The organism is Modicisalibacter sp. 'Wilcox', assembly GCF_010993675.1.
GTDB lineage: Bacteria > Pseudomonadota > Gammaproteobacteria > Pseudomonadales > Halomonadaceae > Modicisalibacter > Modicisalibacter tunisiensis.
In genome coordinates, this window is record NZ_WNXF01000003.1 from 25,199 (window position 1) to 51,882 (window position 26,684).

Genomic DNA, 26,684 nt, shown 5'->3' on the forward strand with positions numbered 1-26,684 from the left:
AGCAAAATGGCGAACTTGAAAGAACGTTATCAGAACGAGGTGATGGCTAAACTGCAGGAGCAGTTCAGCTATGCCAACGTGATGCAGGTGCCGCGGATCACCAAAGTGACCCTGAACATGGGTATCGGCGATGCGACCAGCGACAAGAAGCTGATCGACAACGCCATCGGCGACCTGGAGAAGCTCTCCGGTCAGAAGCCGATGGTGACCAAGGCACGCAAGTCCATCGCAGGCTTCAAGGTCCGTGAGGGCTGGCCGATCGGCATCAAGGTCACTCTGCGTCGCGAGCGCATGTGGGATTTCCTCGACCGTCTGGTGAACGTGGCGATTCCGCGCGTTCGCGACTTCCGGGGCCTGAACCCGAAGTCCTTCGACGGCCGTGGCAACTACTCCATGGGGGTGCGTGAGCAGATCATCTTCCCGGAGATCGAATATGATAAGATCGACCGGATTCGTGGTCTCGATGTCACCATCACCACCACTGCCAACAGCGATGAAGAAGGCCGTGCGCTGCTGAGCGCGCTGAACTTCCCGTTCAAGAAATAAGGGTGGGATCATGGCAAAGAAAAGCATGGTAGAGCGTGAGCTCAAGCGCGCGAAGCTGGCCGACAAGTACGCCGCCAAGCGTGCCGAGCTCAAGGCCGTCATCTATGACGTCAACGCTTCCGATGAAGAGCGCTTCGACGCCCAGCTGAAGCTGCAGTCGTTGCCGCGCGACTCCAGTCCGGTCCGTCAGCGCAACCGCTGCCGGATCACTGGCCGTCCGCACGGCTACTACAACAAGTTCGGCCTCGGCCGCAACAAGCTGCGTGAAGCCGCCATGCGTGGCGACGTACCCGGACTCAAGAAGTCCAGCTGGTAACGCCACGTAGAATCATCAGGAGCGCAACGTAATGAGCATGCAAGATACGCTGGCGGATATGTTCACCCGTATCCGCAATGCGCAGATGGCCACCAAGGAGGCGGTTTCCATGCCGTCCTCCAAGCTCAAGGTCGAGGTGGCCCGCGTATTGAAGGAAGAGGGTTACATCACCGACTACACCGTGGCCGAAAGCGCCAAGCCGGAACTGTCCGTGGTCCTCAAGTACTTCGAGGGCAAGCCGGTCATCGAACACATCCAGCGCGCCTCCAAGCCGTCCCTGCGCAGCTACAAGGGCAAGGACGAGCTGCCGAAGGTCGCTGATGGCCTGGGCGTCGCGATCGTTTCCACCTCCAGGGGCGTGATGACCGATCGTGCGGCGCGGCAGGCCGGTGTCGGCGGTGAAGTCATCTGCACCGTATTCTAGGAGTGACGAATGTCCCGCGTAGCCAAATATCCGGTTAAACTGCCGAGCGGCGTCGAGTTCAAGCTCGACGGCGACCAGCTGACCGTCAAGGGCGGTCAGGGCACGCTGTCCATGACCGTTCACCCCGATGTGGTGATCGGCCAGGAAGAAGGCCAGCTGACCTTTGCGCCGAGCGAGTCGGCCAAGAGCTGGGCGATGGCAGGCACCACCCGCGCACTGGTCCAGAACATGGTCACCGGTGTGTCCGAAGGGTTCTCCCGGACCCTCGAGATCAATGGCGTCGGCTATCGTGCCCAGGCAAGTGGCAAGACGCTCAACCTGACACTCGGCTTCTCTCATCCGGTCGAATACGCGCTGCCCGAGGGTGTCACGGCGGAAACGCCCAAGAACACCACCATCGTGCTCAAGAGCGCGGACAAGCAGCGTCTCGGCCAGGTGGCAGCGGAAATTCGCGCCTTCCGTCCGCCCGAACCCTACAAGGGCAAGGGTATCCGGTACGGCGACGAACAGGTCCGCCGCAAAGAAGCCAAGAAGAAGTAAGGCAGGGTTATGAACGCGAAGAAAGAATCTCGTCTCCGTCGTGCCCGCCGCGCTCGCGCCAAGATCCGCGAGCTGGGCGTGTATCGCCTGTGCGTCAACCGTACGCCGCGCCACATCTACGCGCAGATCATCTCGCCAGACGGCGGCCAGGTCCTGGCCAGCGCCTCCACGCTCGACAAGAGCCTGCGCGAGGGCGGTACCGGCAACACTGACGCCGCCGCCAAGGTTGGTGCGATGATTGCCGAACGCGCCAAGGAAGCGGGTATCACCCAGGTAGCCTTCGACCGTGCCGGTTTCAAGTATCACGGTCGCGTCAAGGCCCTGGCCGATGCCGCACGTGAAGGCGGCCTGGAATTCTAAAGGGTTTTACGATGGCGAATATCGAACAGAAAGGCGGCGACCTGCAGGAAAAGCTGGTGCAGGTCAACCGTGTCGCCAAGGTGGTCAAGGGCGGCCGCATCTTCGGTTTCACCGCACTGACCGTCGTCGGTGACGGCAACGGTCGCGTCGGTTTCGGTCGCGGCAAGGCCCGCGAGGTGCCGGTCGCGATCCAGAAGGCGATGGACCAGGCCCGCCGCAACATGGTCAAGGTCAGCCTGCGCGGCAGCACGCTGCAGTACCCGGTGAAGGCCCGTCACGGCGCCTCCAAGGTCTACATGCAGCCGGCTTCCGAAGGTACCGGGATCATCGCCGGCGGCGCCATGCGCTCCGTGCTCGAGCTGGCCGGTGTCCACGACGTCCTGGCCAAGTGCTACGGCTCCACCAATCCGGTGAACGTGGTCCGCGCGACCATCAACGGCCTGGCCTCCATGCAAGCGCCGGAAGACATCGCTGCAAAGCGCGGTCTGTCCGTCGAAGAGATCGCGGGGTAAGGCAACATGGCAGCGAAGATCAAGGTTACCCAGGTTCGCAGCACCATCGGCGTTCTGGAAAAGCACAAGGCCACCATGCGCGGTCTTGGGCTGCGCCGCATCGGTCACACCGTCGAGTTGGAAGACACCCCTGCCGTACGCGGTATGGTCAACAAGGTTAACTACCTTGTGCGTGTTGAGGGAGAGTAATCCATGAAACTCAATAGCCTGAGCCCGGCACCGGGCTCCAAGCACGCCGAGAAGCGTGTCGGCCGTGGCATCGGCTCCGGTCTGGGCAAGACCGGCGGCCGCGGCCACAAGGGCCAGAAGTCTCGTACCGGCGGCGGCGTCAAGCCCGGTTTCGAGGGCGGCCAGATGCCGCTGCAGCGTCGTCTGCCGAAGTTCGGCTTCACCTCCGCGAAATCGATGGTTTCCGAAGAGGTGCGCCTGGACGAGCTGGCACGGGTCGAGGGCGATGTCGCCGACCTGGAGACGCTGAAGAAGGCCAACGTGCTCAAGGATGCCACGCGCTTCGCGAAGGTCATCCTTTCCGGCGAACTGAACAAGGCGGTCACCGTGCGCGGACTCAAGGTCACCAAGGGTGCCCGTGCCGCGATCGAGGCCGCCGGCGGCAAGGTCGAGGACTAAATGGCTAAGTCAGGAAACATGCCGGCAACGGGGGGCGGCTTGAGTGAACTCTGGGCGCGTCTGCGCTTCGTGTTCATCGCCATCGTGGTGTACCGCATCGGTTCCCACATTCCCGTTCCCGGTATCGATCCTGACCAGCTCGCTGCCTTGTTCAGGGAAAATCAGGGCACCATCCTGGGCATGTTCAACATGTTCTCCGGGGGTGCACTGTCACGCATGAGTATCCTGGCGCTGGGGATCATGCCCTACATCTCCGCGTCGATCATCATGCAGCTTCTGACGGCGGTCTCGCCCCAGCTCGAGCAGCTGAAGAAGGAAGGTGAGGCCGGCCGGCGCAAGATCAGCCAGTACACCCGCTACGGCACCGTGGTACTGGCCTTGATCCAGGCGACCGGCATGGCAGTCGGTCTGGTCGGACAGGGCGTGACCTATACCAGCGACTTCAGCTTCTACTTCACCGCGATCGTCTCGTTCGTCGCCGGTGCGGTGTTCTTGATGTGGCTGGGCGAGCAGATTACCGAGAAGGGGATCGGCAACGGCATCTCGCTGATCATCTTCGCGGGGATCGTCGCCGGGCTTCCCGGGGCGATCGGTCAGTCCTTCGAACTGGCGCGCAACGATGGCGCGTGGAATGTCCTGCCGCTGCTGGCGCTTTCCGTGCTGGCAATCGCCACCGTGGCGTTCGTGGTGTTCATCGAGCGCGGCCAGCGCCGCATCACGGTGAACTACCCGCGTCGCCAGGTCGGCAACAAGATGTATGCTGGGCAGAGCAGCTACCTGCCGCTCAAGGTCAACATGGCCGGGGTCATTCCGGCGATCTTCGCCTCGAGCATCCTGCTGTTCCCCGCGTCGATCGGCCAGTGGCTGGGATCGGCCAAGGGCTTCGAATGGCTGCAGGCCATCTCCCAGTCCCTGGGGCCGGGGCAGCCGCTGTACATCTTGCTTTTCGCCGCGGCAGTGGTATTCTTCTGCTTCTTTTACACGGCGCTGGTCTTCAATCCCAAGGACGTGGCCGACAACCTCAAGAAGTCTGGTGCGTTCCTGCCGGGTATCCGTCCCGGTGAGCAGACCGCTCGCTACGTCGACAAGGTGATGACGCGCCTGACGCTGTTCGGTGCCCTCTACATCACCGCCGTTTCCCTGATGCCCCAGTTCCTGATCATCGCATGGAACGTTCCGTTCTTCTTCGGCGGAACCTCGTTGCTGATCGTGGTCGTGGTCATCATGGACTTCATGGCGCAGGTTCAGTCGCATCTGATGTCGCACCAGTACGAGTCGGTGATGAAGAAGTCCAACCTGAAAGGCTACGGAAGCGGCGGCCTGATGCGCTGAGCATCGCGCCTGCCGCGTAATGGAGAGAACGATGAAAGTTCGAGCTTCCGTCAAGAAAATGTGCCGCAACTGCAAGATCATTCGGCGTAATGGCGCGGTTCGCGTCATCTGCACCGAGCCGCGGCACAAGCAGCGCCAGGGCTGATCTGCCGCTGTTTCAATGCGGGCGCCGGCTTACGCCCTTGTCCCGGGAGGGACAAAGGTGTAAGCTGTTGCGCCCTTTGTAGATGACCAATCGAGCAAGCCGCTCAAATTTCGGAGAAAGCTGATGGCCCGTATTGCAGGCGTCAATATCCCGGACAACAAGCATGCGGCGATCTCGCTGACCTATATCTTCGGGATTGGCCGCACTCGTGCACAGGACATCTGTGCTGCGGTCGGTATTGCGCCGACCACCAAGATTCAGGAGCTGTCCGCCGAACAGGTGGATGCCCTGCGTACTGAAGTCGGCAAATACACCGTTGAAGGCGACCTTCGCCGTGACACGACGCTGAACATCAAGCGTCTCATGGACCTGGGTTGCTATCGTGGTCTGCGCCATCGTCGTGGTCTTCCGTTGCGCGGCCAGCGCACCAAGACCAATGCGCGTACCCGCAAGGGCCCGCGCAAACCGATTCGCAAATAATCACGTACGTTCTGGCGTTTAGACAGGAAACATCAACATGGCTAACCCGCGTAGTAACCGTAAAAAGGTGAAAAAGCAGGTAGTGGATGCGGTTGCCCACATCCATGCCTCCTTTAACAACACGATCGTGACGATCACAGACCGCCAGGGCAATGCCCTTTCCTGGGCAACTGCCGGTGGTTCGGGTTTTCGTGGTTCTCGCAAGAGCACCCCGTTCGCTGCTCAAGTGGCAAGCGAACGTGCAGCGACCGCTGCAGCCGAGTATGGTGTAAAGAACGTCGACGTGCTGGTCAAAGGCCCCGGTCCGGGCCGTGAGTCCGCCGTGCGCGCACTGAATGCCGCCGGTTTCCGCGTGCAAAGCATCACCGACGCGACGCCCGTTCCCCACAACGGCTGCCGTCCGCCGAAGAAACGCCGCGTTTAAGGAGACAGACTCATGGCTCGTTATATTGGACCGAAGTGCAAACTGTCTCGTCGTGAAGGCACCGACCTCTTCCTCAAGAGCGGTGTCACTCCCTTCGAGAAGAAGTGCAAATCCGAGCAGATTCCGGGTGTGCACGGCCAGCGCCGTCAGCGTCTTTCCGACTACGGCTTGCAGCTTCGCGAGAAGCAGAAAGTACGTCGCATGTACGGCGTACTCGAGAAGCAGTTCCGCAACTACTACAAGGAAGCGGCCCGCCTGAAGGGCGCGACCGGCGAGTTGCTGCTGCAGTTGCTCGAATCCCGACTGGACAACGTCGTCTACCGCATGGGCTTCGGCTCGACACGTGCCGAAGCGCGTCAGCTGGTCAGCCACAAGGCGATCGCCGTCAACGGCAAGACCGTCAACGTGGCTTCCTATCAGGTTCGCCCCGGTGATGTCGTCTCCGTGCGCGAGAAGGCCAAGAACCAGGTGCGCATCCAGAGCGCCCTGCAGCTGGCCGGCCAGCGCGGCGACATCGGCTGGGTCGATGTCGACTCGAAGAAGATGGAAGGCACTTTCAAGGCTGTCCCGGAACGCGGCGACCTGTCTGCCGACATCAACGAAAACCTGATTGTCGAGCTGTACTCGAAGTAAGCATCGCCACCGCGTGATGCCGGGCCTGCCCTCGGGCGGGCCCGGTGCAGAGTACCGAGTATCCGTTTGGCAGCCTGAAAAGGTGTTCATATGCAGCGTTCAGTGACAGAGTTTCTCCGTCCTCGCGACATCAAGGTCGAAGAGATCAGCGCGCACCACGCGAAGATCGTGCTCGAGCCGTTCGAGCGCGGCTTCGGTCACACCCTGGGGAATGCTCTGCGTCGCATCCTGCTGTCTTCCATGCCCGGCTGCGCCGTGGTGGAGGCGGAAATCGCCGGTGTCGACCACGAGTACAGCGCGATCGAGGGGGTCCAGGAAGATGTCATCGAAATCCTCCTGAACCTCAAGGACGTGGCGATCAAGATGCACAGCCGCGACGAGGCCGTACTCTCGCTGAACAAGCAGGGGCCGTGCGTCGTGACTGCCGGTGACATCGCCACGGATCACGATGTCGAGATCGTCAATCCCGAGCACGTAATCGCTCACGTCAACGAGGGCGCCGAGCTGAAGATGCAGCTCAAGATCGCCCGCGGGCGTGGCTATGAGCCGGCGGATACTCGTGCCAGCGCGGATGACGAATCCCGGGCCATCGGTCGCCTGCAGCTGGATGCGACCTTCAGCCCCGTGCGTCGCGTTTCCTATGCCGTCGAGGCCGCGCGTGTCGAACAGCGCACCGACCTCGACAAGCTGGTCATCAACCTGGAAACCGACGGTACCCTGGATCCGGAAGAGGCGATCCGTCGCAGCGCGACCATCCTGCAGGAGCAGCTGGGCGCGTTCGTCGACCTGGAAGCCGACAAGGAACAGGAAGTCGAGGAGGAAGAGGATCACATCGATCCCATCCTGCTGCGCCCCGTAGACGATCTCGAGTTGACCGTACGCAGCGCCAACTGCCTGAAGGCCGAGAACATCTACTACATTGGCGATCTGATCCAGCGCACCGAGGTGGAGCTGCTGAAGACGCCGAACCTCGGCAAGAAGTCCCTGAACGAAATCAAGGACGTCCTGGCAGCGCGCGGTCTCTCCTTGGGCATGCGGCTTGAGAACTGGCCGCCGGCCAGCCTCAAGGACGACAAGGCCTCCGCGTGAGCGTCGACTCGAGTCCCAGTTAAGGAACAAAACCATGCGTCATCGTAAGAGTGGTCGTCATCTGAACCGCAACAGCTCGCACCGCCAGGCCATGTTCAAGAACATGAGCGTGTCGCTGGTCGAGCATGAGGTGATCAAGACAACCCTGCCCAAGGCCAAGGAGCTGCGTCGTCATATCGAGCCGCTGATCACCCTGGCCAAGCAGGACAGCGTCGCCAACCGTCGTCTGGCCTTCAGCCGCACCCGCTCCAAGGAAGCGGTCGGCAAGCTCTTCAACGAGCTGGGTCCGCGTTACGCCAATCGCCCGGGCGGCTACGTCCGTGTGCTGAAGTGCGGTTTCCGCGCCGGCGACAACGCCCCCATGGCCTACGTCGAGCTGGTCGATCGGCCGGCCGTCGAGGAAGCTGCCGGCGAGGAGTGATCCTCCGCCAGGCTTCCCGGCCATCGGCGACGCCGCAAGCCGGCCCCCTCGGGGGCCGGCTTTTTTTATGAACGGAAAGCGGGAAGGGCTCGACTTCGCGCCTGAGGCTGGAAGCCGAGCTTTCGAGCCCGGGTCAGGTCTCCGCGGCGCTGGTGGCCCGAGGTTCGCGGCTCGCCGACTGCTTCTCCAGCAACGGCTTGAGGAAGCGCCCGGTGTGCGAGTGCTCGAGCGTCGCCACGTGCTCCGGGGTGCCCTCGGCGATGATCCGTCCGCCGCCGGAGCCGCCCTCGGGGCCCAGGTCGATCAGCCAGTCCGCGGTCTTGATCACGTCGAGGTTGTGCTCGATGACCACGATGGTGTTGCCGTGGTCGCGCAGGCGGTGCAGCACCGTCAGCAGCTGGCGGATGTCCTCGAAGTGCAGCCCGGTGGTGGGCTCGTCGAGGATGTAGAGCGTCTTGCCGGTGTCGCGCTTGGCCAGCTCGCGGGCCAGCTTGACGCGCTGCGCCTCGCCGCCGGAGAGCGTGGTGGCGCTCTGGCCCAGGCGCACGTAGGACAGGCCCACGTCCATCAGCGTCTGCAGGCGCCGGGCGATCGCCGGCACCGGCGAGAAGAAGTCCAGCGCCTCCTCGACGGTCATCTCCAGCACCTCGTGGATGTTCCGGCCCTTGTAGGTGATCTCCAGCGTCTCGCGGTTGTAGCGCTTGCCCTTGCAGACGTCGCAGGGCACGTAGATGTCGGGCAGGAAGTGCATCTCGACCTTGATCATGCCCTCGCCCTGGCACGCCTCGCAGCGCCCGCCCTTGACGTTGAAGGAGAAGCGGCCCGGCTTGTAGCCGCGGGCGCGGGCCTCCTGGGTGCCGGCGAACAGCTCGCGGATCGGCGTGAAGATGCCGGTGTAGGTGGCCGGGTTGGAGCGTGGCGTGCGACCGATCGGGCTCTGGTCGATGTCGATGACCTTGTCGAGCTGGTCGAGCCCCTCGATGGCGGTATGCGCCGCCGGCGTCAGGGTCGAGGCCCGGTTGAGCTCGCGGGCGGCGATCGGCATCAGCGTCGAGTTGATCAGCGTCGACTTGCCGGACCCCGAGACCCCGGTGACGCAGACGAACAGCCCCAGCGGCAGCTCGAGGGTGACGTCCTGGAGGTTGTTGCCGCGCGCGCCGGTGAGCCGCACGAGCTTCTCGGGATTGCCGGGAATGCGATACGGCGGCACCTCGATGCGGCGCGTGCCGGCCAGGTACTGCCCGGTCAGCGAGGCGTCGCTGGCCTCGACCTCGGCCGGGGTGCCCTGGGCGACGATGCGCCCGCCGTGCACCCCGGCGCCGGGGCCGATGTCGAGCACGTGATCGGCGGCGCGGATGGCGTCCTCGTCGTGCTCGACGACGATCACCGTGTTGCCCAGGTCGCGCAGGTGCTCGAGGGTCTTGAGCAGGCGATCGTTGTCGCGCTGGTGCAGGCCGATCGACGGTTCGTCGAGGATGTACATCACCCCCACCAGGCCGGCGCCGATCTGGCTGGCCAGGCGGATGCGCTGGGCCTCGCCGCCGGAGAGGGTGTCGGCGCTGCGCTCCAGGTTGAGGTAGTCGAGGCCGACGTTGACCAGAAACTCCAGCCGGGCATGGATCTCGCGGACGATCTTGGCGGCGATCTCGCCCTTGCGCCCGGGCAGCTCCAGCGCCTGGAAGTACGCCCGAGCCTCGCCGATCGGCAGGCGCACGAGATCCGGCAGGCTGTGCTCGTCGATGTAGACGTGGCGCGACTCGCGCCGCAGGCGGGTGCCGTGGCAGCTCGGGCAGGGCTGGACCGCCAGGTACCTGGCGAGGTCCTCGCGGACCATGCTCGAGTCGGTCTCGCGGTAGCGCCGCTGCATGTTGGGCAGCACCCCCTCGAAGGGATGCTCGCGGGTCACCTTGCGGCCGCGGTCGTTGACGTAGGAGAAGGCGATGGCGTCGTGGCCGCTGCCGTTGAGAACGATGTCGCGCTCGTGGCGGGCCAGCTCGCTCCACGGCGTCTCGAGCTCGAAACGATAGTGGCGGGCGACCGCCTGCAGCTGGTTGAAGTAGTAGACGCTGCGCCGGTCCCAGCCCTTGATCACGCCCTCGGCCAGCGACAGCTCGGGGTGGCTGATCAGCTTGTCCGGGTCGAAGTACTGCTGGCTGCCCAGGCCGTCGCAGGTCGGGCAGGCGCCGGCCGGGTTGTTGAACGAGAACATCCGCGGCTCGAGCTCGGCGATCGAGTAGCCGCACACCGGGCAGGCGAAGCGAGCCGAGAAGGTGAGGTCCTCGCGCTCGCCGTCCATGAAGTGGACGATGGCGATGCCGTCGGACAGGTTCAGCGCGGTCTCGAACGACTCGGCGAGGCGCTGCTGGAGATCGTCGCGCACCTTGACGCGATCCACCACCACGCTGATGTCGTGCTTCTTGTTCTTGTCGAGCGGCGGAATCTCGTCGAACTCGCAGACCTGGCCGTCGACCATCACCCGCACGAAGCCCTGGGCGCGCAGCTCGCTGATCAGCTGCTGGTGCTCGCCCTTGCGGCCCTTGACGACCGGGGCCAGCAGCATCAGCCGGCTGCCCTCGGGCAGCGCCAGCACCTGGTCGACCATCTGCGAGACGGTCTGGGCCTCGAGGTCGTTGCCGTGCTCGGGGCAGCGCGGCGTGCCGGCGCGGGCGAACAGCAGGCGCAGGTAGTCGTAGATCTCGGTGATGGTGCCCACGGTCGAGCGCGGGTTGTGCGAGGTGGACTTCTGCTCGATGGAGATCGCCGGCGACAGCCCCTCGATGTGATCGACGTCGGGCTTCTCCATCATCGACAGGAACTGCCGGGCATAGGTGGACAGCGACTCGACGTAGCGTCGCTGGCCCTCGGCGTAGAGGGTGTCGAAGGCCAGCGAGGACTTGCCGGACCCCGACAGCCCGGTGACCACGATCAACCGGTCGCGCGGCAGCTCGACGTCGATGTTCTGGAGGTTGTGGGTGCGGGCTCCCCTGACCTGGATCCTGTCCATTGCCACCTCGTGCGCAGCGCAAAGGGACCAGTATACGCGCTGGCCGGCCGGGGCTCTAACAACCTGGGTTGTCCGGTCATGGAACAGGCCCCCCTCTTCGACCCGTCCCCGGCCCCCCTTGCCATAGCCAATCAGGATTGCCTCTGGTCAGGGAGCGGCGCTTTCCCCCCTCTGGTCGGAACCGGTAGAATGGCCGGGTCGGGTGTCGCCGTCGTCACGAGGCGGCCCCCGCGCTCGCAAGCTGTTCCCCCATCCCGTTCACCCAGACTGCGAACCTGCCAATGACTGCTCGACTACTCACGACCGAGCGCCGTGCCATCACCGGCCTGGCCGGCCTCTATGCCACGCGCATGCTCGGACTCTTCATGGTGCTGCCGGTGCTGGCGCTCTACGCCAATGATCTGAGCGGCGCCACCCCGCTGCTGGTTGGCGTGGCGCTGGGCGCCTACGGCCTGACCCAGGCCGTGCTGCAGATCCCCTTCGGCCTGCTGTCCGACCGGGTCGGCCGCAAGGCGGTGATCGCCGGCGGCCTGCTGCTGTTCATGCTGGGCAGCGTGATCGCCGCCGAGGCCGACACCATCTATCAGATCATCCTCGGACGCTGCCTGCAGGGCAGTGGCGCGGTGGCCGGCGCGATCATGGCGCTGCTCGCCGACCAGACCCGCGAGGAAGTGCGTACCGCGGCGATGGCCACCATCGGGTTGTCGATCGGCGTGGCCTTCGCCATCGCCATGGTCGTCGGCCCCCTGGTCGCCGCCCACTTCGGTCTGACCAGCGTGTTCTGGCTGACCGCGCTGCTCGCCCTGGTCAGCCTGCTGGTGCTGTGGAAGCTCGTGCCCGCCGCGCCGCGGCTGGTCCGCCACCGCGACGTGGGGCTCGACCGCGACCAGCTGCGCAGCACCCTGTCCAGCGCCAGCCTGCTGCGCCTGGACTTCTCGATCTTCTCCCTGCACCTGATCCTCACCGCCGCCTTCGTCGCCGTGCCGTTCCGGCTGGTCGACGTGGGCATCCAGGCCTCGCATCAGGGCTGGTTCTACCTGGCGGTGATGGGCCTGGCCTTCGTCTGCATGGTGCCGCTGGTGATCATCGCCGAGAAGAAGCGGCGCATGAAGGCCACCTTCGTCGGCGCGGTGGCCGGGATGACCCTGATCCTGCTGGCGCTGGGCGAGCTCGGCCACCAGCGCTGGGCGCTGCTGGGCCTGCTGTGGGCCTTCTTCGTGGTCTTCAACCTGCTCGAGGCCACCCTGCCGTCGATGATCAGCAAGCTGGCCCCGGCCGGTGCCAAGGGCACTGCCATGGGCGTGTACTCGACCAGCCAGTTCCTCGGCGCCTTCCTCGGCGGCGTGCTGGGCGGCGCCCTGTCGTCGCATTTCGGCTATGATGCGGTATTCCTCGGGGCCGCCCTGCTGGGGGCCGTGTGGCTGGCGGTGATCTGGAAGATGCCCGCGCCGCGCCATCTGTCCAGCGAGATCGTGGCGCTCGACGACCATCCCGATCCCCTGGACACCCTGATGGCCAAGTTCGCCGAGGTGGCCGGGGTCGAGGACGTGATGGTGGTGCCCGACGAGCGGGTCGCCTATCTCAAGGTCGACCGGCAGCGCCTGGATACTGACGCACTGGCCCGTGTGGCCGGTACCCGAGACGATTCATCGGGCGCCTGAGCGCCCGTCCAACAGCAAGGAGTCAAACATGGCCCGTGGTGTGAACAAGGTCATCCTGATCGGCAATCTGGGTCAGGACCCTGAAGTGCGCTTTACGCCGTCGGGAACGGCGGTGGCCAACCTCAACGTGGCGACGACCGACACCTGGATGGATCGCCAGAGCGGTCAGCGCCAGGAGCGGACCGAGTGGCACCGCGTGGTGCTGTTCAACAAGCTCGCCGAGATCGCCCAGCAGTACCTGAAGAAGGGCGGCAAGGTGTATATCGAGGGGCGGCTGCAGACCCGCAAGTGGCAGGACCAGAACGGCCAGGACCGCTACTCCACCGAGATCGTCTGCAACGACATGCAGATGCTCGACTCGCGTGGCGGTGGCGACTTCGCCCCGCAGCAGCAGCCGGGTAATTTCGGCGCCCAGCAGGGCGGTTACGGCCAGCAGGGCGGCAATTACGGACAGCAGGGCGGCCAGGGCAACAATGCGCCCCAGCAGCGCCCGCCCCAGCAGCCGGCCCAGGGCGGTCAGCAGGGCGGCGGCAACTACGGCGCACCGCAGCCCGGCGGCTTCGATGACTTCGACGACGAGATCCCGTTCTGAGGCGTGGCGGTTGCCGCGCCTTGCTCCTCGTTTCGGCCCCGCCTCGGCGGGGCCGTTTTGATGGCGGGGCCGGCCCGGGCCTCTTGAACCATGGTGGCATTGACTCGGTGGCGGATCTGTCGAGGCTGTGGCCATCCTTCGCGGCGCCTCGCGCCGCACTCCCGGCCCGCACTCCTGCCCAGTGACGGTCCTGACCGGTTCGGTGCTCGCCGGAGCCCGGACATGGAGGCATGTCCCGATGCAATCAACGAGCACTCCCCTTCCCGAGCCGATGTCCACCGACGCCGACGCGGGCCTGACGATCCAGTCCTACGGCGGCCTGCTGGTGGCCGATGCCGAGGCGCGGTACGTCCTGCAGGCCAGCCGCAATCTCGCCGGGCTGCTGGGCAGGATACCCGACGAGGCGGTGGACAGGCCGCTGGAGCAGGTGATCGGCGCCCGCCTGACCCACCGCCTGCGCCTCGAGCTGCAGGGCGCGACCCGACTGACGGCGCCGCTGACCTTCAGCCGCTGGGTCGGCGGTCGCAACCAGCGCCTGCAGCTGATGGCGCACCGCTACGGCGAGCGGGTGATGCTGGAGCTGGAACCGCTGACGGGCAGCGGCCGGCGGCGGCTGCTGGGTGCGGTCAACCAGTGGCTGACCCGCGTCGCCGGTGCCAGCCACCCCGACGCCCTGCTGGAGGTGCTGGTGGCCGGCGTGCGTGACATGACCGGCTATCCGCGGGTGGTGGTCTACGGCTTCGATGGCCTGGGGCACGCCGCCGCGGTGGCCGAGTCGCGTCATGCGGCCTGCCCGTCGCTGCTGGGACAACGCTTCGCGGCCGACGCCCTGCCGCCGCACCTGCAGGGCTGCGATGGCGATTTCCCGGTCTACTATCTGCCCGACGCGGCCGCGCCTGCGGTATCGCTGACGCCGCAGCGCGACCCCCTGCAGGGCGGTCGCCTCGAGCCCCAGGCCAGCCCGCTGCGGGCCCCCTCGACCGCCTTGCGGCGCTTTCTCGATGCCATCGATGTCACCTCGCTGCTGACGGTGAGCATGCCCGGTGATGCCGGTGTCTGGGGCATGCTGGTGTGCCACAGCGATACCGCCGTGTCGCTGAGCCCGACGCGGCGTGACGCCACCCATACGCTGGTGCAGATGGCCACCCAGCGCCTGTTCCTGCTCAAGGCGCGGGTCGAGGCGGGCTTCCTGCAACGGGTGCGCGACAGCCGTGACCTGCTTTCCGAACAGCGCGGACAGCCGCAGTCGCCCCATGCTCTGCTGGAGGCCCACGGCCGCGAATGGCTGGGGCTGTTCCGTGCCGCCGGGGCGGTGCTGATTCACGGCCGCGAACTGGCCACCCTCGGCACGGTGCCGTCGGCGGCGCTGATCGACACCCTCGCCGAGCGGCTGGCCGGCGAGCATCACCACGCCGGCCCCTGGCACACCCACAGCCTGGCCGATCATCCCATGACCGCGGGTCTGCCGCTGGCCCCGGCCTGCGGCCTGCTGGCGATTCCCCTGCCCACCGAGAGCGGGCGCGACTGGCTGATGCTGTTCCGCGCCGCCCAGGATGACAGCCACTGCTGGTCGGGCATGCCGGGCAGCGCCCGGCCCGCCGCCAGCCCCTCGGCCTACCCGGCCATGCATGCCGCGCTGGCCGCCTGGCAGCGGGCGGTGCTGGACAGCAGCGATGTCTGGGAACGCATCGAGCGGCTGGCCGCCATGGACCTGGCTGAGGTGCTGGCGATCGTCGCCTCGGCCCACGAGATCGCCGGCCTCAACCGTGAGCTGCGCCAGGAGAAGGCCGCCCTGGCCGAGGCCAACCGGCGGCTCGAGCGGCTGGCGCTGCGCGATCCGCTGACCGGCGCCTACAACCGCTACCGCATCGAGCAGACCATCGACGCCGAGCTGAGTGCCGCACAGCGCTATGCCCGCGATTGCGCGCTGCTGCTGTTCGATGTCGATCACTTCAAGCAGGTCAACGATGTCCACGGGCACGAGGCGGGCGACCGGGTGTTGATCGCGCTCACCGAGGCCGTCAGCGGCGCCCTGCGCGGCTGCGACTACCTGGGGCGCTGGGGCGGCGAGGAGTTCGTGATCGTGGCCTCGAGCACCTCGCTGGGCGAGGCCTGCCGGCTGGCGGAACGGCTGCGGGCGCTGATCGCCGGGCTCGAGATCGACGGCTACCCGGAGCACGTGACCGTCAGCCTGGGGGTGGCGGCGTGGCGGCCGGGGGATGATCGCAAGTCGCTGGTCGCCCGTGCCGACCGGGCCATGTACCGGGCCAAGCGCCAGGGGCGTAATCGCGTGGTGAGCCAGGCCGATCGCGTCAACGAGGCGGCACGCCCGGGGGCCTGACCCCCGAGGGAGAGAAGGATTACTTGAGCCCCAGGCGCCGGGCCAGGCGGTGCAGGTTGCCGCCGTCCACACCCAGTGCGCGGGCGGTGGCCGACCAGTTGCCGTCGTGGGCGTCGAGGGCCGCGGCGATGTAGCGCCGCTGGAAGCGCTCGGTGGCCGGGCGCAGTGGCTCGTCGGGCCTGTCGGTCGTGCCGGCCGGCACCCGCTCGGCGGCTGTTGGCGCGGCCGGTGCCGGTGCCGCCGTGTCGGGCAGGTCGAGATGCGCGCGGGTGATGCGCACCACGGCCTGACGCCGGGTGTCGGGGTCCCGGCCGCCGGCCTCGCCCAGGCTGTCGCCCAGTGCCCGCAGCGCGGCACGCCCCAGGGTGTGTTCCAGCTCACGGACGTTGCCGGGCCAGTGCCAGGCTGCCAGTGCCGCCTCGGCGTCGGCCGACAGGCGCAGGTTGCCGATGCCCAGGCGCACCCGGTTGTCGGCGAGGAAGTGACCGGCCAGCAGCGGCAGATCCTCGCGGCGCTCGCGCAGCGGCGGCACCTGGAGGGGGAAGGCGCTGAGCCGGTGGTAGAGGTCCTCGCGAAAGCGCCCGGCGGCGGCCTCCGCGGCCAGGTCGCGGTTGGTCACGGCAATCACCCGCACATCCACGCGCTGCACGCGCTCGCTGCCCAGCGGCTGGATCTCGCCCTCCTGCAGGGCGCGCAGCAACTTGGGCTGCAGGGCCAGCGGCAGTTCCCCGATCTCGTCGAGCATCAGCGTGCCGCCGTCGGCCATGGCGAAGTGGCCGCGATGGTCCTGAATCGCCCCGGAAAAGGCGCCGCGCCGGTGGCCGAACAGCTCGCTCTCGATCAGCGACTCCGGCAGGCTGGCGCAGTTGACCTGGACCAGCGGGCCCTGGTGGCGGTTCGAGCGGGCGTGCAGGGTGCGTACCACGCGCTCCTTGCCGACCCCCGTCTCGCCCTGCAGCAGCACGCACATGTCGGTGGGCGCCACCAGATCGATGGTCTCGTCGAGGCGTCGCATGGCCGGGCTGTTCCAGTGCATGGCCGGCTGCGGCTGGCGCTCCTGGTCGAGGGCCTCGCTGAGCCGCGAGCGGGTCTGGTTGAGTTGGCTGGCCAGGCGCAGGCAGGTAGCCAGCAGATGCGCCTTGGCCAGCAGCTCCTCGTCGTCGAGCGTCTCGAGCCGTCCGGCCTCGAGGGCATCCAGCGTCAGCACCCCGAGCAACCGCTCGCCGTCGCGCAGCGCCACGCCCAGGCAGTCGTGCACCGTGCTCAGCGCTTCGTCGAGCAGGCCGTCGAAGGGGTCGGGCAGGGGGCTGTCGGGCGGGAAGCGGCACACCGCGTCGTGGCTGGCGATGGCGGCCAGGCGCGGATGGTCGGCGAGTACGAAGTGGCGGCCGCGCACATCGGCGGGCAGGCCCAGCACCGCCACCGGCTGTAGCCCCGTATCGGTGGCGACCATCAGGGTGCTGGCATCGGCCGGGTAGTCGCCCACCAGGGTGCCGAGCAGGTCCGACCAGCCGTCGGGCAGGGTCTCGGGTGGAGCGCCGTCGGCCAGCCGGGTCAGCAGCGCCCGCAGCGCCTGATAGAAGCGTGTCATTCTGACACTCCTTGCGGTGTTTCTGTCGGAATGACAGCAAAAAGTCTGTCATTTGTACAGTGGTGCGAAGGGCGCGGGGCCCAGGAGGCCGGACGCCCGGCCCATCACCTCGTGCCAGCGCCGTTGGCACGCGGCCTGCAAGGCAGACTGCGGCAGGCTGTCGCGGGGCCTGGGGGCTGGCACGTGCCTTGCGAAGGGTAGGGCGTCATCACTCAGTTCAGGAGTTTCACGCATGCTGACCCCGCAACAGGAAGAGCTGGTTGCCGCCACCGCCCCCGTCGTCGCCGAAAACCTCGAGGCGATCACCGCGCGCTTCTATCCGCTGATGTTCGAGCGCTATCCGGAGGTCAAGGCACTGTTCAACGCCGCCCACCAGGCTAGCGGCGGCCAGCCGCGGGCCCTGGCCGGCTCGGTGCTGCGCTATGTGCAGCTGCGTGGCGATCGTGAACAGGCCAAGGCGTCCCTGTCGCTGGTCGTCGGCAAGCACATTTCGCTGGGCATCCGCCCCGATCAGTATCCGATCGTCGGCGAGTGCCTGATGGCCGCGATCGGCGAGGTGCTGGGTGATGCCGTCACGCCCGAGATCGCCGCCGCCTGGCAGGGCGTCTACGAGGAGCTGGCCGGCCTGCTGATCGAGCTGGAAGCGGAAGCCTATCAGGAGTTCGCCTCGCGCCCCGGCGGCTGGCAGGGGGCCCGCGCCTTCCGCGTGGCCGAGACCCGCGACGAGAGCGCCGAGATTCGCTCCTTCGTGCTGGCGCCCGAGGATGGCGGCCAGGTGGCCGACTTCCGCCCGGGACAGTTCATCGGCGTCAAGCTGACCATCGACGGTGAGCCGGTGTACCGCCACTACAGCCTGTCCGCGCCGCCCAACGGCAAGACCTACCGGCTGTCGATCAAGCGCGAGCCGGGTGGCCGGGTCAGCCAGCACTTCCACGCGGCCATGAGCGAGGGCGCCCGGCTCGAGCTGCTGCCGCCGTCGGGCGACCTGACGCTGGAAACCGGGGCCGAGCCGGTGATGCTGATCAGCGGCGGCGTGGGCCAGACCCCGATGCTGTCGCTGGCCCATGAGGCGCTGGCGCAGGGTCGTCAGGTCACCTACCTGCACGCCGCCCGCGACGGCAGCGTGCATGCCTTCGCCGATGAAGTGGCCGCCCTCGAGGCGCGCTATCCGCAGCAGTTCAAGGCCGTCACCCTCTATGAGGCACCGCGCGAGAACGACGCCCCGGATCACGCCGGCTTCGTCGACCGCGCGCTGCTGGCCCGCTACCTGCCGGGGCCGCAGACCCTGTGCTACATCGTCGGTCCGCAGGGCTTCATGAGCCACGTCAACGCCGAACTGGCCGCGCTGGACGTGCCCGAGGCGAAGCGTCGCTTCGAGACCTTCGGCCCGACCCAGCCGCTGGCGGCATAAGGCGCCGGCCGGCCTCATGGTGCCACCCGATCACGGGATAGGAAAAAACTATGATGGCCGGCCATTGATTAGGGCTCTAACGAGCGCCATGTTCCCTCCACCACTCATGACGAGACTGGCCAAGGAGAGACCATGGCGCACGAGACACTGCTTTCCCCCCTGGATGTCGGCCGCCTGACCCTGCCCAACCGGGTAATCATGGCGCCGCTGACCCGTGCCCGCACCCCGGACAGCATCCCCGGCGACCTGCAGGCCGAGTACTACGCCCAGCGCGCCGACGCCGGACTGATCATCAGCGAAGCCACTAATATCTCGCCCACCGCGCGGGGCTACGTCTATACCCCGGGGATCTACACCGATGCCCAGGAGGCGGGCTGGCGCAAGGTGGTCAAGGCCGTGCACGACGCCGGCGGGCGCATGGCGCTGCAGCTCTGGCACGTGGGCCGGGTGTCCCACGAGATCGTCCAGCCCGAGGGGCGGCAGCCGGTGGCGCCGAGCGCCCTGCGCGGCGAAGGGGCCGAGTGCTTCGCCGAGTTCCCCGACGGCAGCGCCGGACGCTATCCGGTGAGCACGCCGCGGGCGCTGGAACTCGACGAGATCCCGGCGCTCATCGACGATTACCGCCAGGCCGCGAAGCGGGCCAAGCGCGCCGGCTTCGACATGGTCGAGGTGCATGCCGCCAACGCCTACCTGCTGCAGCAGTTCCTGGCCACCGGCGCCAATCGGCGCAGCGACCGCTACGGCGGCAGCGTGGTCAATCGTGCCCGGCTGGTGCTCGAGGTGGTCGATGCGGTCAGCGAGGTGATGGGCGCCGACCGGGTGGGCATCCGCCTGTCGCCGTTCATCGAGATCTTCGGCCTGTCCGACGATGAGCCGGAAGCGATGATGCACTATCTGGCCGAGCAGCTCTCGCGGCGCGGCATCGCCTATCTGCACATCAACGAGCCGGATTGGACCGGCGAAGGCCCGCAGCTGACCGATGCCTTCCGGCGCGACCTGCGCGAGCGCTTCCACGGCGTGCTGATCTACTGCGGCCACTACACCGCCGAGCGGGCCGAGGCGCTGATCACCGACGGTCTGGGGGACGCGGCCGCCTTCGGCCGGCCCTACATCGCCAACCCCGACCTCGTCGAGCGCTTCCGCCGTCAGGCGCCGCTCAACGAGCCGGACCCGTCGACCTTCTACGGCGGCGGCGCCGAAGGCTACACCGACTACCCGACGCTCGACTGACCCGGGGGCCACGGGGCTGTCCAGCCGCGTGGCTTGCCGCTATCCTGTGGGCAGGATGTCGCCACGGCGGCTCACGCTCACAGGTTAGGAGGACTCACATGCAGATCAGGACGTTGCTGGCCGGTTCCGCGATGCTGGCGCTGCTGGCGGGGTGTGCCACCGGTACCCAGCAGGGCACGGCGCCGGGCGCGCCGGCCACAGCCGATCAGGCGGCCGTCTACGAGGGGACGCTGCCGTGCCGCAACTGCGCGGGCATCGACATCACGGTCGCGCTCAAGGGTGACGAGCAGGCCAGCGATGCCGAGCGCACCTTCCAGCTGGATGCCAGCTATCGCGAGCACCCGCAGAATCCGCCCACCGAGCATTACGAAGGGCAGTGGGACGTGCTCAGCGGCACCGACAGCGACCCCGAGGCCACCGTCTACGAGCTGACGCCGGACGGCGAGGGGCAGGTCTACTACTTCCTCAAGCTCAACCCCGACACCCTGGAGTTGATCGACCCGCAGAAGCGCCGCTTCCAGAACGGCGAGGCGCTGCGGTTGACGCGCCAGGGCAGCCAGACCGGTCAGTAACACCCTTTTCCCAGTTTCCTTCGGAGATGGGCGCCGGGGGCAAGGCGGAACGAGGGTCCTTTGCCATGGATGGCAAAGGTAGCGCCCAAGGATGGGTTTACAGCGCCCTCGCGAAGCCTTGCAGCCGGGAAAGCCCACTCCCGCCTGATGAATTGTGAAAAGAGTTTCAGACCCGGTTGGTAGCGCATGACGGGGCGGCCTGCGGGCCGCCCCTGTCGTTGCGTGCCCGTTTCCCGCCCATTCCGCTGATCAAGAGTCGTCATGGCCAGAGCGAAGAGCGCCTTCGTGTGCACCGAGTGCGGTGCCGAATACACCAAGTGGCAGGGGCAGTGCTCGAGCTGCCGCGAGTGGAACACGCTCAGCGAGGTGCGCCTGGCGCCCGCGCGCCCGGGGGCGGCGGCGAGTCCCGCCGGGGCGTCCGGCCGCGGCGGCTATGCCGGGGCGCTGTCCCGCGAGGTGGTCGACCTGGGCAGCGTCGATCTCAGCGAGGTGCCGCGCTTCTCGTCCACCTTCGGCGAGTTCGACCGGGTTCTGGGCGGCGGACTGGTGCCCGGCTCGGCGGTGCTGCTGGGCGGTCACCCCGGCGCCGGCAAGTCGACCCTGCTGCTGCAGACCGCCTGCAAGTTGGCCCAGCAGCGCAGCGTACTCTACGTCACCGGCGAGGAGTCGCTGTCGCAGGTGGCGATGCGCGCCCACCGTCTTCAGCTGCCCACCCAGGGGCTGAAGATGCTCGCCGAGACCAGCATCGAGACGATTCTCGGCGTCGCCGAGCGCGAACGGCCCGACGTGCTGATCATCGACTCGATCCAGACCATGCACCTCGAGGACATTTCCTCGGCGCCGGGCGGCGTGGCCCAGGTGCGCGAGTCGGCGGCGGCGCTGACGCGCTTCGCCAAGCAGTCGAGCACCGTGCTGCTGCTGGTGGGCCATGTCACCAAGGACGGCTCGCTGGCCGGCCCCAAGGTGCTCGAGCACATGATCGACGCCTCGCTGCTGCTCGAGGGCGGCAGCGACTCGCGCTTTCGCACCCTGCGCGGCCAGAAGAACCGCTTCGGCGCGGTCAATGAGCTGGGTGTGTTCGCGATGCTCGAGCAGGGCCTCAAGGAGGTCAAGAATCCCAGCGCGATCTTCCTCTCGCGGGGCGAGGAGCAGGCCGCCGGCAGCCTGGTGATGGTGGTCTGGGAGGGCACCCGGCCGATCCTGGTCGAGGTGCAGGCGCTGCTCGACGAGTCGGCGCTGGGCAATCCGCGCCGTGTCGCGGTGGGGCTCGATCCCAACCGGCTGGCCATGCTGCTGGCCGTGCTGCACCGCCACGGCGGGCTGTTCACCGGCGATCAGGACGTCTTCCTCAACGTGGTCGGCGGGGTCAAGGTGCTCGAGACCAGCGCCGACCTGGCGGTGCTGCTGGCGGTGGTGTCGAGCCTGCAGAACCGCCCGCTGCCGCGCGAGCTGGTGGTATTCGGCGAGGTCGGGCTGTCCGGCGAGATTCGCCCGGTGCCCAGCGGCCAGGAGCGCATCGTCGAGGCCGCCAAGCACGGCTTCACCCGGGCCATCGTGCCCCGCGGCAACGCCCCGCGGCAGTCGCCCGAGGGGATGGAGGTGATCGCCGTGGACAAGCTGGCCGATGCCCTGGAAGCCCTGTAGCCATCCCGCCGCCGACGCGCTTGACGTAGAATTGTCACAGGTTCGAACGAGGAGAACAGCATGAGCGCCATTCGCCTGACCCAGTACAGCCACGGAGCCGGCTGCGGCTGCAAGATCGCCCCCGACGTGCTCGACGGCATCCTTGCCAAGGCGGGCCCGGGAGCCAGCAACGCCCGGCTGATCGTCGGCAATCAGGGTCGCGAGGACGCGGCGGTGTACGACCTGGGCGACGGCCGCGGGCTGATCGCCACCACCGATTTCTTCATGCCGATCGTCGATGATCCCTTCGACTTCGGCCGCATCGCCGCCACCAACGCCATCAGCGACGTCTACGCCATGGGTGGGCGCCCGGTGATGGCGCTGGGTATCCTCGGCTGGCCGCTCGACAAGCTCGGCGCCGACGTCGCCGGCGACGTGGTGGCCGGCGCTCAGGCGGTATGTCGCGAGCTGGGGCTGGCGCTGGCCGGCGGGCATTCGATCGACGCGCCGGAGCCGATCTTCGGGCTGTCGGTCAACGGCCTGGTCGACCTCGAGCATCTCAAGCTCAACAAGGGTGCCCGGCCGGGGGACCTGCTGTATCTCACCAAGCCGCTGGGCGTGGGGCTGCTGACCACGGCGGAAAAGCGCGGCCTGCTCGAGCCCGGGCATCAGGGGCTGGCGCGGGAAACCATGCTCAAGGCCAACGACATGGGCGTCGATCTGGCCAAGGTGGCCGGCGTGCATGCCATGACCGACGTCACCGGCTTCGGCCTGGCCGGGCATCTCAGCGAGGTGTGCAGCGCCAGTGGCGTCAAGGCGCGCATCGACTTCCGCCGCCTGCCGCGGCTGGCCGAGGCCGAGTCGTACCGCCGCCAGGGCGCGGTGCCCGGTGGCAGCGCGCGCAACCGCCAGGCGCTGGGCACGAGCCTGCCGACGATGGACGACGCCCACTGGCAGTGGCTGTGCGACCCGCAGACCTCCGGCGGCCTGCTGCTGGCGGTGGACCCGGCCTATGCCGACGACGTGGAACGCATCGGCCGGGCCCACGGGGTCACGCTCGCGCCGTTCGGCGAGTGCCTGAAGGCCGAGGGTGAGGCACTGATCGAGGTCCGGCGATGACCCTGCCGACGGTCGAGCCCGATCTGGGCTGGCTGGCCGAGGGGCGGGTGCTGATCGACGTGCGCGCGCCGGTGGAGTTCGCCCAGGGCGCGCTGCCCGGCGCGATCAACCTGCCGCTGATGGACGACGCGGAGCGCCACCGGGTCGGCATCCACTATAAGACCCACGGTCAGGATGCGGCGATCGCGCTGGGCGAGCAACTGGTCAGCGGGCGTCTGCGCCGCGAGCGGGTGGCCGCCTGGCGGCGCGTGGTCGAGGCGCATCCCGATGCGCTGCTCTACTGCTTCCGCGGCGGGCTGCGCTCGCAGATCGCCCAGCAGTGGCTGGCCGAGACGGGTATCGAGCGCCCGCGCATCCGCGGCGGCTGGAAGGCCATGCGCCAGGCGCTGTGCCGGCGCATCGACGCCGCCGCCGAGCAGCCGCTGCTGGTGGTCGGCGGGCTGACCGGCTGCGCCAAGACCGAACTGATCCAGCGGCTGAGCCACGGTCTCGACCTGGAGGGCTGTGCCCGCCACAAGGGCTCGGCCTTCGGCCGGCACCCGCTGCCGGCGCCGAGCCAGATCGATTTCGAGCACGCCATGGGCCTCGGGCTGCTGGCGCGGGACGGCGCCTGCGTGGTCGAGGACGAGTCGCGCCACATCGGCAATGCCAACATTCCGCTGAGCTTCTGGCGCGGGATGGAGCGGGCCCCGCGCATCCGCGTCGAGATGCCGCTGGACTGGCGGCTGGCGCGTATCCACAAGGACTACATCGAGGACCTGTGGGCGATCTATGCCACGCAGTACGGTGAATGGCTGGGCTGGGCGCTGATGCGCAAGCAGCTGTCCGGCGCCCTGCGACGCCTGCGCAAGCGTCTCGGCGGCGCCCGGCTGGCGCGGCTGGCGCGGCTGCAGGAACTGGCCTTCCGCGAGCACGAGCGCGGCAACCGCCAGGCCCACGAGGCCTGGCTGGCGCCGCTGCTGACCGAATACTACGACCCCATGTACCGCTATCAGCTGGAGAAGCACGACGATCAGCACTTCCTGCACGTCGGCGACTGGGACAGCTGCCTGGCCTTCGCCGAGGCATGGCAGGCGGCACCGACACGCCAGTAGCGGCAGCGCCGAGGCTCGGGCGGGCCTGCGCTCAGGAGGCGCCGACGAGCCAGCGACTCAGCACCCGGTCGAGCAGCGGCGCCAGCCGGTCGAAGCGCCGCGGGTCGGCGAGAATCGCCTCGCGGCTCTGCACGTAGGGGCCTTCGGCGGGCAGGGGTTCATGGTCGAGCAGGGCGGTGGCGCTGGCGGCGGTGGCTTCCAGATGACACTGCAGGGCGACAACCCGGCCGGCGTCCCAGGCGAAGCCCTGCACCGGGCTGGCCGCGGTGCCGCCCAGCGGCAGGGCGTCCTCGGGCAGGCCGAAGATGTCGCGGTGCCAGAGAAAGGCCTCGAACTGCTCGGGCAGGTCGAAGGGGCTCTCCGCAGCCAGGGTCACGGTCTGCCAGCCGGCCTCGGCGTGGGTGCCGCGGGAGATGATGGCACCGAGCCGGGCGGCGATCAGCCGCGCCCCGAGGCCGATGCCCAGAACCGGCTTGCCGCTCTTCAGCGCCCGGTCGAGCAGCTTGGTCTCCCGTTTCAGCCAGGGGTGGGCCGCGGTGTCGTCGTGGGCCTGGGGGCCGTCGAGCAGGATCAGCGCGTCGCAGTCCTCGAGGCGTGGCGGGGCCTCGTCGGCGTACAGATGGCAGGTATTGTGGCTGTGCCCCATGCCGGCGAGCCAGTCGGCGAGACGGGCGGGCCCGGCGTGGGCGGCATGCTGGAGGAAGTAGATATGCATGCGGCCATCATCGGATACGCGCTCCACCGGCGTCCAGTGAATCTCGTCGCCCGCGGGGGCGGTGGTTGGTGGTCCCCGCGTCCGGCCGGTGGTGCCATAATGGGGCCGACAGCCTGAGGAACCATGGAGTCGGACATGCCCCGCGCGGACCTGCTCGAACAGATCTACACCATCGTGGCCCAGATTCCCGAAGGCCGGGTGACCACCTATGGCCGGGTGGCGAAGATGACCGAAGGCGCCACGGCACGCATGGTCGGCAGTGCCATGCGCCACCTGCCTGATGGCCACGGCCTGCCCTGGCACCGGGTGATCAATGCCTCGCGACGCGTCACCGAGCATGGCGGCGCCGTGCGCCAGCGCGAGCGGTTGCGTGCCGAAGGCATCGTTTTCGACGCCGGCGGCCGGGTGAGCGCCGAGCTGTTCTGGCCATGATCGGCCGCGGATAACAAGGAGACCCCATGACAGCGACCCCCCGAGAGGGCTTCAAGGCCCGCCTGCGCGCCCTGAGCCGCCGCCAGCAGATCGCGTTCATGGCGGCGCTGTGCGAACGGCTGCTGCCCAATTACGGCCTGTACGCACAGATGACCGGGCAGGGTGACCCCGGGACGCTGCGCGTGGTGCTCGATCTGGCCTGGGAATCGCTGATGGTGCGCGAGGCGAAGATCGACTTCGCCCGTCAGGCGGACAAGCTGAGCGAGGCGGAGCCCCCCGAGGATGACGAGAGCTTCGGGGCGCGCCGGGCCGTGGAGGTGATGATGGCCCTGTCGACCCTGCTCGACGCGCTGCAGGGCGAGACGCCCGACGCGCCGCTGACGATCAGCGGCCTGTCGAAGAGCGGGGTGCAGGCCGTCGTCGAGATGACCGAGGAGGCCGAGGACGATGACGCCGAGCGGGCCGCCGCGCGCCTGCGCGAGCACCCGCTGATGGCCGACGAGCGCGACTTCCAGGAAGCGGTGCTGGAAGCCGCCGAGGCGCGGCTCGACCGCGAGGCGCTCAAGGCGCTGCGTCGTCTGGGGCGCAACGACGGCGTCAGCAACCTCGGCCTGAGCCTGGAGTGACGCCCACGGGGGCGCCGGGAGGCAAGCATGAAGTACCGTCAGTGGCCGCTGGTATGCATCGATGAGGCGCGCCGGCGACTGGCCACGCCGCTTGACGATGACGACGTCCACGAGCTGCGCCTGACCTGCAAGCGTCTGCGCGCCGCCCGCCAGCTGCAGCGCGCCGAGCGCCCGAAAGCGGCGATCAAGGCCCGCGAGGCCACGCCGCGCTCGATCGCCCGGCGCCTGGAAGGCCCGCGCGAGGCGCGGGTGCGCCACGCCATGCTGGGCTGGGCGCTGCCGCGCCTCGCCCCCGAGTTGCGCCCGCTCGTCGCCCGGCTGCGCGCCGCCCTGGTGGCCTCGCTCGACGAGACCGCGACGGTGGACCGGGCCGGGCTCGATGCCGAGTTCGCCCGCGAGGCGGACAACTGGCGGGCCGAGCCGCTGAAAGGCAAGCAGGTCAAGGCCGGCTACCGGCGCACCCGGCGCAAGGCGCGTCGGCTGGCCGGGGCCTGTGCCGCGTCACGCGATCCGGCGCGCTGTCATCGCTGGCGCAAGTGGGTGAAGTACCTGACCTATCAGCAGGAGCTGCGCGAGCGGGTCAAGGGCAAGCCGCCCCGGCTCGAGCCGCGGCGGCTCAAGCGGCTGGCCAAGCGCCTCGGCCGCCAGCATGACCTGATCAACCTGGCGGCGTGGCTGGAGAGCGAGACGATGCCTCTGGAGCCTGAGAGCGCGCAGCGCGAGGCGCTGGCGAACGAGCTGCAGCGCCTTGCCGAGGCGCAGCTCGACAAGGCGCTGAAGGAGGCCACGCGCCTCGGCTGGCAATAGGCCCGAGCCGGGACGCG

At 68.0% G+C, this 26,684-nt stretch carries 30 protein-coding genes; 27 read left to right on the forward strand and 3 right to left on the reverse strand.

The genetic code is table 11. The annotated features are described in order from the left end of the window. The first annotated feature begins 6 nt into the window (after positions 1–6). The 15 genes from rplE (at position 7) to rplQ (ending at position 7,849) form a co-directional block, all read left to right on the forward strand. A complete protein-coding gene (rplE, locus tag G7A98_RS03460; RefSeq protein WP_163648102.1) occupies positions 7–546 on the forward strand; it encodes a 50S ribosomal protein L5 in 540 nt (179 codons plus the stop codon). A gap of 10 nt (positions 547–556) precedes the next feature. Then, complete coding sequence (rpsN, locus tag G7A98_RS03465) at positions 557–862, forward strand: 30S ribosomal protein S14 (protein WP_163648103.1); 306 nt, start codon at positions 557–559, stop codon at positions 860–862. Between the two features lie 31 nt (positions 863–893). Then, positions 894–1,286: a 30S ribosomal protein S8 gene (gene rpsH / locus G7A98_RS03470; RefSeq protein ID WP_163648104.1), complete on the forward strand. Its 393-nt coding sequence runs from the start codon at positions 894–896 to the stop codon at positions 1,284–1,286. A 9-nt stretch (positions 1,287–1,295) separates the two neighbouring features. Further along, a complete protein-coding gene (gene rplF / locus G7A98_RS03475; RefSeq protein WP_163648105.1) occupies positions 1,296–1,826 on the forward strand; it encodes a 50S ribosomal protein L6 in 531 nt (176 codons plus the stop codon). A 9-nt stretch (positions 1,827–1,835) separates the two neighbouring features. Further along, positions 1,836–2,186 carry a 50S ribosomal protein L18 gene (gene rplR, locus G7A98_RS03480; protein WP_163648106.1) on the forward strand — a complete coding sequence of 117 codons (351 nt, stop codon included), beginning with the start codon at positions 1,836–1,838 and terminating at the stop codon, positions 2,184–2,186. An 11-nt stretch (positions 2,187–2,197) separates the two neighbouring features. Beyond that, positions 2,198–2,698, forward strand: a complete 501-nt coding sequence (gene rpsE, locus G7A98_RS03485; protein WP_163648107.1) for a 30S ribosomal protein S5 — start codon at positions 2,198–2,200, stop codon at positions 2,696–2,698. A gap of 6 nt (positions 2,699–2,704) precedes the next feature. Beyond that, positions 2,705–2,887, forward strand: a complete 183-nt coding sequence (gene rpmD / locus G7A98_RS03490; protein ID WP_129141347.1) for a 50S ribosomal protein L30 — start codon at positions 2,705–2,707, stop codon at positions 2,885–2,887. A gap of 3 nt (positions 2,888–2,890) precedes the next feature. Next, positions 2,891–3,325: a 50S ribosomal protein L15 gene (gene rplO / locus G7A98_RS03495; protein WP_163648108.1), complete on the forward strand. Its 435-nt coding sequence runs from the start codon at positions 2,891–2,893 to the stop codon at positions 3,323–3,325. Beyond that, positions 3,326–4,657: a preprotein translocase subunit SecY gene (gene secY / locus G7A98_RS03500; RefSeq protein ID WP_163648109.1), complete on the forward strand. Its 1,332-nt coding sequence runs from the start codon at positions 3,326–3,328 to the stop codon at positions 4,655–4,657. Between the two features lie 31 nt (positions 4,658–4,688). Then, entirely contained in the window at positions 4,689–4,802 is a 114-nt protein-coding gene (rpmJ, locus tag G7A98_RS03505) for a 50S ribosomal protein L36 (protein WP_031384759.1), read from the forward strand. Positions 4,803–4,925: 123 nt separating this feature from the next. Next, the gene (rpsM, locus tag G7A98_RS03510; RefSeq protein WP_163648110.1) at positions 4,926–5,282 is read left to right on the forward strand and encodes a 30S ribosomal protein S13; all 357 of its coding nucleotides are present in this window, start codon (positions 4,926–4,928) and stop codon (positions 5,280–5,282) included. 37 nt (positions 5,283–5,319) lie between these two features. Next, positions 5,320–5,706 carry a 30S ribosomal protein S11 gene (rpsK, locus tag G7A98_RS03515; RefSeq protein WP_011505752.1) on the forward strand — a complete coding sequence of 129 codons (387 nt, stop codon included), beginning with the start codon at positions 5,320–5,322 and terminating at the stop codon, positions 5,704–5,706. Between the two features lie 12 nt (positions 5,707–5,718). Continuing rightward, on the forward strand, positions 5,719–6,339 hold the full coding sequence (gene rpsD / locus G7A98_RS03520; RefSeq protein WP_163648111.1) for a 30S ribosomal protein S4: 621 nt from the start codon (positions 5,719–5,721) through the stop codon (positions 6,337–6,339). A 90-nt stretch (positions 6,340–6,429) separates the two neighbouring features. Next, positions 6,430–7,428 carry a DNA-directed RNA polymerase subunit alpha gene (gene rpoA / locus G7A98_RS03525; protein ID WP_163648112.1) on the forward strand — a complete coding sequence of 333 codons (999 nt, stop codon included), beginning with the start codon at positions 6,430–6,432 and terminating at the stop codon, positions 7,426–7,428. A 34-nt stretch (positions 7,429–7,462) separates the two neighbouring features. Beyond that, a complete protein-coding gene (gene rplQ, locus G7A98_RS03530) occupies positions 7,463–7,849 on the forward strand; it encodes a 50S ribosomal protein L17 (protein WP_163648113.1) in 387 nt (128 codons plus the stop codon). Between the two features lie 133 nt (positions 7,850–7,982). On the opposite strand, the gene uvrA is transcribed toward rplQ, so the two are convergent. Continuing rightward, positions 7,983–10,853, reverse strand: a complete 2,871-nt coding sequence (gene uvrA, locus G7A98_RS03535; protein ID WP_163648114.1) for an excinuclease ABC subunit UvrA — start codon at positions 10,851–10,853, stop codon at positions 7,983–7,985. Between the two features lie 281 nt (positions 10,854–11,134). On the opposite strand from uvrA, the gene G7A98_RS03540 reads away from it, so the two are divergent. The 3 genes from G7A98_RS03540 (at position 11,135) to G7A98_RS03550 (ending at position 15,447) form a co-directional block, all read left to right on the forward strand. After that, positions 11,135–12,514: an MFS transporter gene (locus G7A98_RS03540; protein WP_163648115.1), complete on the forward strand. Its 1,380-nt coding sequence runs from the start codon at positions 11,135–11,137 to the stop codon at positions 12,512–12,514. A 28-nt stretch (positions 12,515–12,542) separates the two neighbouring features. Further along, entirely contained in the window at positions 12,543–13,106 is a 564-nt protein-coding gene (ssb, locus tag G7A98_RS03545) for a single-stranded DNA-binding protein (RefSeq protein ID WP_163648116.1), read from the forward strand. A 238-nt stretch (positions 13,107–13,344) separates the two neighbouring features. Beyond that, positions 13,345–15,447: a sensor domain-containing diguanylate cyclase gene (locus G7A98_RS03550; protein WP_163648117.1), complete on the forward strand. Its 2,103-nt coding sequence runs from the start codon at positions 13,345–13,347 to the stop codon at positions 15,445–15,447. A 19-nt stretch (positions 15,448–15,466) separates the two neighbouring features. Here G7A98_RS03550 and norR read toward each other — a convergent pair whose 3' ends face one another. Continuing rightward, positions 15,467–17,038, reverse strand: coding sequence for a nitric oxide reductase transcriptional regulator NorR (gene norR / locus G7A98_RS03555; RefSeq protein WP_163648118.1), 1,572 nt, complete (start codon positions 17,036–17,038; stop codon positions 15,467–15,469). A gap of 232 nt (positions 17,039–17,270) precedes the next feature. On the opposite strand from norR, the gene hmpA reads away from it, so the two are divergent. From hmpA to mnmH, 6 genes are all read left to right on the forward strand, one after another. Further along, positions 17,271–18,449 carry an NO-inducible flavohemoprotein gene (gene hmpA, locus G7A98_RS03560; RefSeq protein WP_163648119.1) on the forward strand — a complete coding sequence of 393 codons (1,179 nt, stop codon included), beginning with the start codon at positions 17,271–17,273 and terminating at the stop codon, positions 18,447–18,449. A 132-nt stretch (positions 18,450–18,581) separates the two neighbouring features. After that, positions 18,582–19,679 (forward strand): alkene reductase, encoded by a 1,098-nt coding sequence (locus tag G7A98_RS03565; RefSeq protein WP_163648120.1) that lies wholly within the window; start codon positions 18,582–18,584, stop codon positions 19,677–19,679. 98 nt (positions 19,680–19,777) lie between these two features. Then, positions 19,778–20,251 carry a copper resistance protein NlpE N-terminal domain-containing protein gene (locus G7A98_RS03570; RefSeq protein ID WP_163648121.1) on the forward strand — a complete coding sequence of 158 codons (474 nt, stop codon included), beginning with the start codon at positions 19,778–19,780 and terminating at the stop codon, positions 20,249–20,251. A gap of 261 nt (positions 20,252–20,512) precedes the next feature. Further along, on the forward strand, positions 20,513–21,895 hold the full coding sequence (gene radA / locus G7A98_RS03575; RefSeq protein ID WP_163648122.1) for a DNA repair protein RadA: 1,383 nt from the start codon (positions 20,513–20,515) through the stop codon (positions 21,893–21,895). Between the two features lie 60 nt (positions 21,896–21,955). Further along, positions 21,956–22,993: a selenide, water dikinase SelD gene (selD, locus tag G7A98_RS03580; protein ID WP_163648123.1), complete on the forward strand. Its 1,038-nt coding sequence runs from the start codon at positions 21,956–21,958 to the stop codon at positions 22,991–22,993. After that, on the forward strand, positions 22,990–24,087 hold the full coding sequence (gene mnmH, locus G7A98_RS03585) for a tRNA 2-selenouridine(34) synthase MnmH (RefSeq protein WP_163648124.1): 1,098 nt from the start codon (positions 22,990–22,992) through the stop codon (positions 24,085–24,087). The genes selD and mnmH overlap by 4 nt, the downstream gene beginning before the upstream one ends. A 31-nt stretch (positions 24,088–24,118) precedes the next feature. On the opposite strand, the gene G7A98_RS03590 is transcribed toward mnmH, so the two are convergent. Continuing rightward, on the reverse strand, positions 24,119–24,802 hold the full coding sequence (locus G7A98_RS03590; RefSeq protein ID WP_163648125.1) for a type 1 glutamine amidotransferase: 684 nt from the start codon (positions 24,800–24,802) through the stop codon (positions 24,119–24,121). A 135-nt stretch (positions 24,803–24,937) separates the two neighbouring features. Here G7A98_RS03590 and G7A98_RS03595 point away from each other — a divergent pair, with 135 nt between their 5' ends. From G7A98_RS03595 to G7A98_RS03605, 3 genes are read left to right on the forward strand one after another with little or no spacing between them, the layout of a single operon-like run. Further along, the gene (locus G7A98_RS03595) at positions 24,938–25,234 is read left to right on the forward strand and encodes an MGMT family protein (protein WP_163648126.1); all 297 of its coding nucleotides are present in this window, start codon (positions 24,938–24,940) and stop codon (positions 25,232–25,234) included. A gap of 26 nt (positions 25,235–25,260) precedes the next feature. Further along, positions 25,261–25,860: a YjaG family protein gene (locus G7A98_RS03600; protein WP_163648127.1), complete on the forward strand. Its 600-nt coding sequence runs from the start codon at positions 25,261–25,263 to the stop codon at positions 25,858–25,860. Positions 25,861–25,887: 27 nt separating this feature from the next. Further along, positions 25,888–26,667, forward strand: coding sequence for a CHAD domain-containing protein (locus tag G7A98_RS03605; RefSeq protein WP_163648128.1), 780 nt, complete (start codon positions 25,888–25,890; stop codon positions 26,665–26,667). Positions 26,668–26,684: the final 17 nt, after the last annotated feature.

Excerpts from the sequence above, each read along its gene's own strand:
- rplE (WP_163648102.1), top strand. The coding sequence starts at position 7 with ATGGCGAACTTGAAAGAACGTTATCAGAACGAGGTGATGGCTAAACTG.
- rpsN (WP_163648103.1), top strand. The coding sequence starts at position 557 with ATGGCAAAGAAAAGCATGGTAGAGCGTGAGCTCAAGCGCGCGAAGCTG.
- rpsH (WP_163648104.1), top strand. The coding sequence starts at position 894 with ATGAGCATGCAAGATACGCTGGCGGATATGTTCACCCGTATCCGCAAT.
- rplF (WP_163648105.1), top strand. The coding sequence starts at position 1,296 with ATGTCCCGCGTAGCCAAATATCCGGTTAAACTGCCGAGCGGCGTCGAG.
- rplR (WP_163648106.1), top strand. The coding sequence starts at position 1,836 with ATGAACGCGAAGAAAGAATCTCGTCTCCGTCGTGCCCGCCGCGCTCGC.
- rpsE (WP_163648107.1), top strand. The coding sequence starts at position 2,198 with ATGGCGAATATCGAACAGAAAGGCGGCGACCTGCAGGAAAAGCTGGTG.
- rpmD (WP_129141347.1), top strand. The coding sequence starts at position 2,705 with ATGGCAGCGAAGATCAAGGTTACCCAGGTTCGCAGCACCATCGGCGTT.
- rplO (WP_163648108.1), top strand. The coding sequence starts at position 2,891 with ATGAAACTCAATAGCCTGAGCCCGGCACCGGGCTCCAAGCACGCCGAG.
- secY (WP_163648109.1), top strand. The coding sequence starts at position 3,326 with ATGGCTAAGTCAGGAAACATGCCGGCAACGGGGGGCGGCTTGAGTGAA.
- rpmJ (WP_031384759.1), top strand. The coding sequence starts at position 4,689 with ATGAAAGTTCGAGCTTCCGTCAAGAAAATGTGCCGCAACTGCAAGATC.
- rpsM (WP_163648110.1), top strand. The coding sequence starts at position 4,926 with ATGGCCCGTATTGCAGGCGTCAATATCCCGGACAACAAGCATGCGGCG.
- rpsK (WP_011505752.1), top strand. The coding sequence starts at position 5,320 with ATGGCTAACCCGCGTAGTAACCGTAAAAAGGTGAAAAAGCAGGTAGTG.
- rpsD (WP_163648111.1), top strand. The coding sequence starts at position 5,719 with ATGGCTCGTTATATTGGACCGAAGTGCAAACTGTCTCGTCGTGAAGGC.
- rpoA (WP_163648112.1), top strand. The coding sequence starts at position 6,430 with ATGCAGCGTTCAGTGACAGAGTTTCTCCGTCCTCGCGACATCAAGGTC.
- rplQ (WP_163648113.1), top strand. The coding sequence starts at position 7,463 with ATGCGTCATCGTAAGAGTGGTCGTCATCTGAACCGCAACAGCTCGCAC.
- uvrA (WP_163648114.1), bottom strand. The coding sequence starts at position 10,853 with ATGGACAGGATCCAGGTCAGGGGAGCCCGCACCCACAACCTCCAGAAC.
- G7A98_RS03540 (WP_163648115.1), top strand. The coding sequence starts at position 11,135 with ATGACTGCTCGACTACTCACGACCGAGCGCCGTGCCATCACCGGCCTG.
- ssb (WP_163648116.1), top strand. The coding sequence starts at position 12,543 with ATGGCCCGTGGTGTGAACAAGGTCATCCTGATCGGCAATCTGGGTCAG.
- G7A98_RS03550 (WP_163648117.1), top strand. The coding sequence starts at position 13,345 with ATGCAATCAACGAGCACTCCCCTTCCCGAGCCGATGTCCACCGACGCC.
- norR (WP_163648118.1), bottom strand. The coding sequence starts at position 17,038 with ATGACACGCTTCTATCAGGCGCTGCGGGCGCTGCTGACCCGGCTGGCC.
- hmpA (WP_163648119.1), top strand. The coding sequence starts at position 17,271 with ATGCTGACCCCGCAACAGGAAGAGCTGGTTGCCGCCACCGCCCCCGTC.
- G7A98_RS03565 (WP_163648120.1), top strand. The coding sequence starts at position 18,582 with ATGGCGCACGAGACACTGCTTTCCCCCCTGGATGTCGGCCGCCTGACC.
- G7A98_RS03570 (WP_163648121.1), top strand. The coding sequence starts at position 19,778 with ATGCAGATCAGGACGTTGCTGGCCGGTTCCGCGATGCTGGCGCTGCTG.
- radA (WP_163648122.1), top strand. The coding sequence starts at position 20,513 with ATGGCCAGAGCGAAGAGCGCCTTCGTGTGCACCGAGTGCGGTGCCGAA.
- selD (WP_163648123.1), top strand. The coding sequence starts at position 21,956 with ATGAGCGCCATTCGCCTGACCCAGTACAGCCACGGAGCCGGCTGCGGC.
- mnmH (WP_163648124.1), top strand. The coding sequence starts at position 22,990 with ATGACCCTGCCGACGGTCGAGCCCGATCTGGGCTGGCTGGCCGAGGGG.
- G7A98_RS03590 (WP_163648125.1), bottom strand. The coding sequence starts at position 24,802 with ATGCATATCTACTTCCTCCAGCATGCCGCCCACGCCGGGCCCGCCCGT.
- G7A98_RS03595 (WP_163648126.1), top strand. The coding sequence starts at position 24,938 with ATGCCCCGCGCGGACCTGCTCGAACAGATCTACACCATCGTGGCCCAG.
- G7A98_RS03600 (WP_163648127.1), top strand. The coding sequence starts at position 25,261 with ATGACAGCGACCCCCCGAGAGGGCTTCAAGGCCCGCCTGCGCGCCCTG.
- G7A98_RS03605 (WP_163648128.1), top strand. The coding sequence starts at position 25,888 with ATGAAGTACCGTCAGTGGCCGCTGGTATGCATCGATGAGGCGCGCCGG.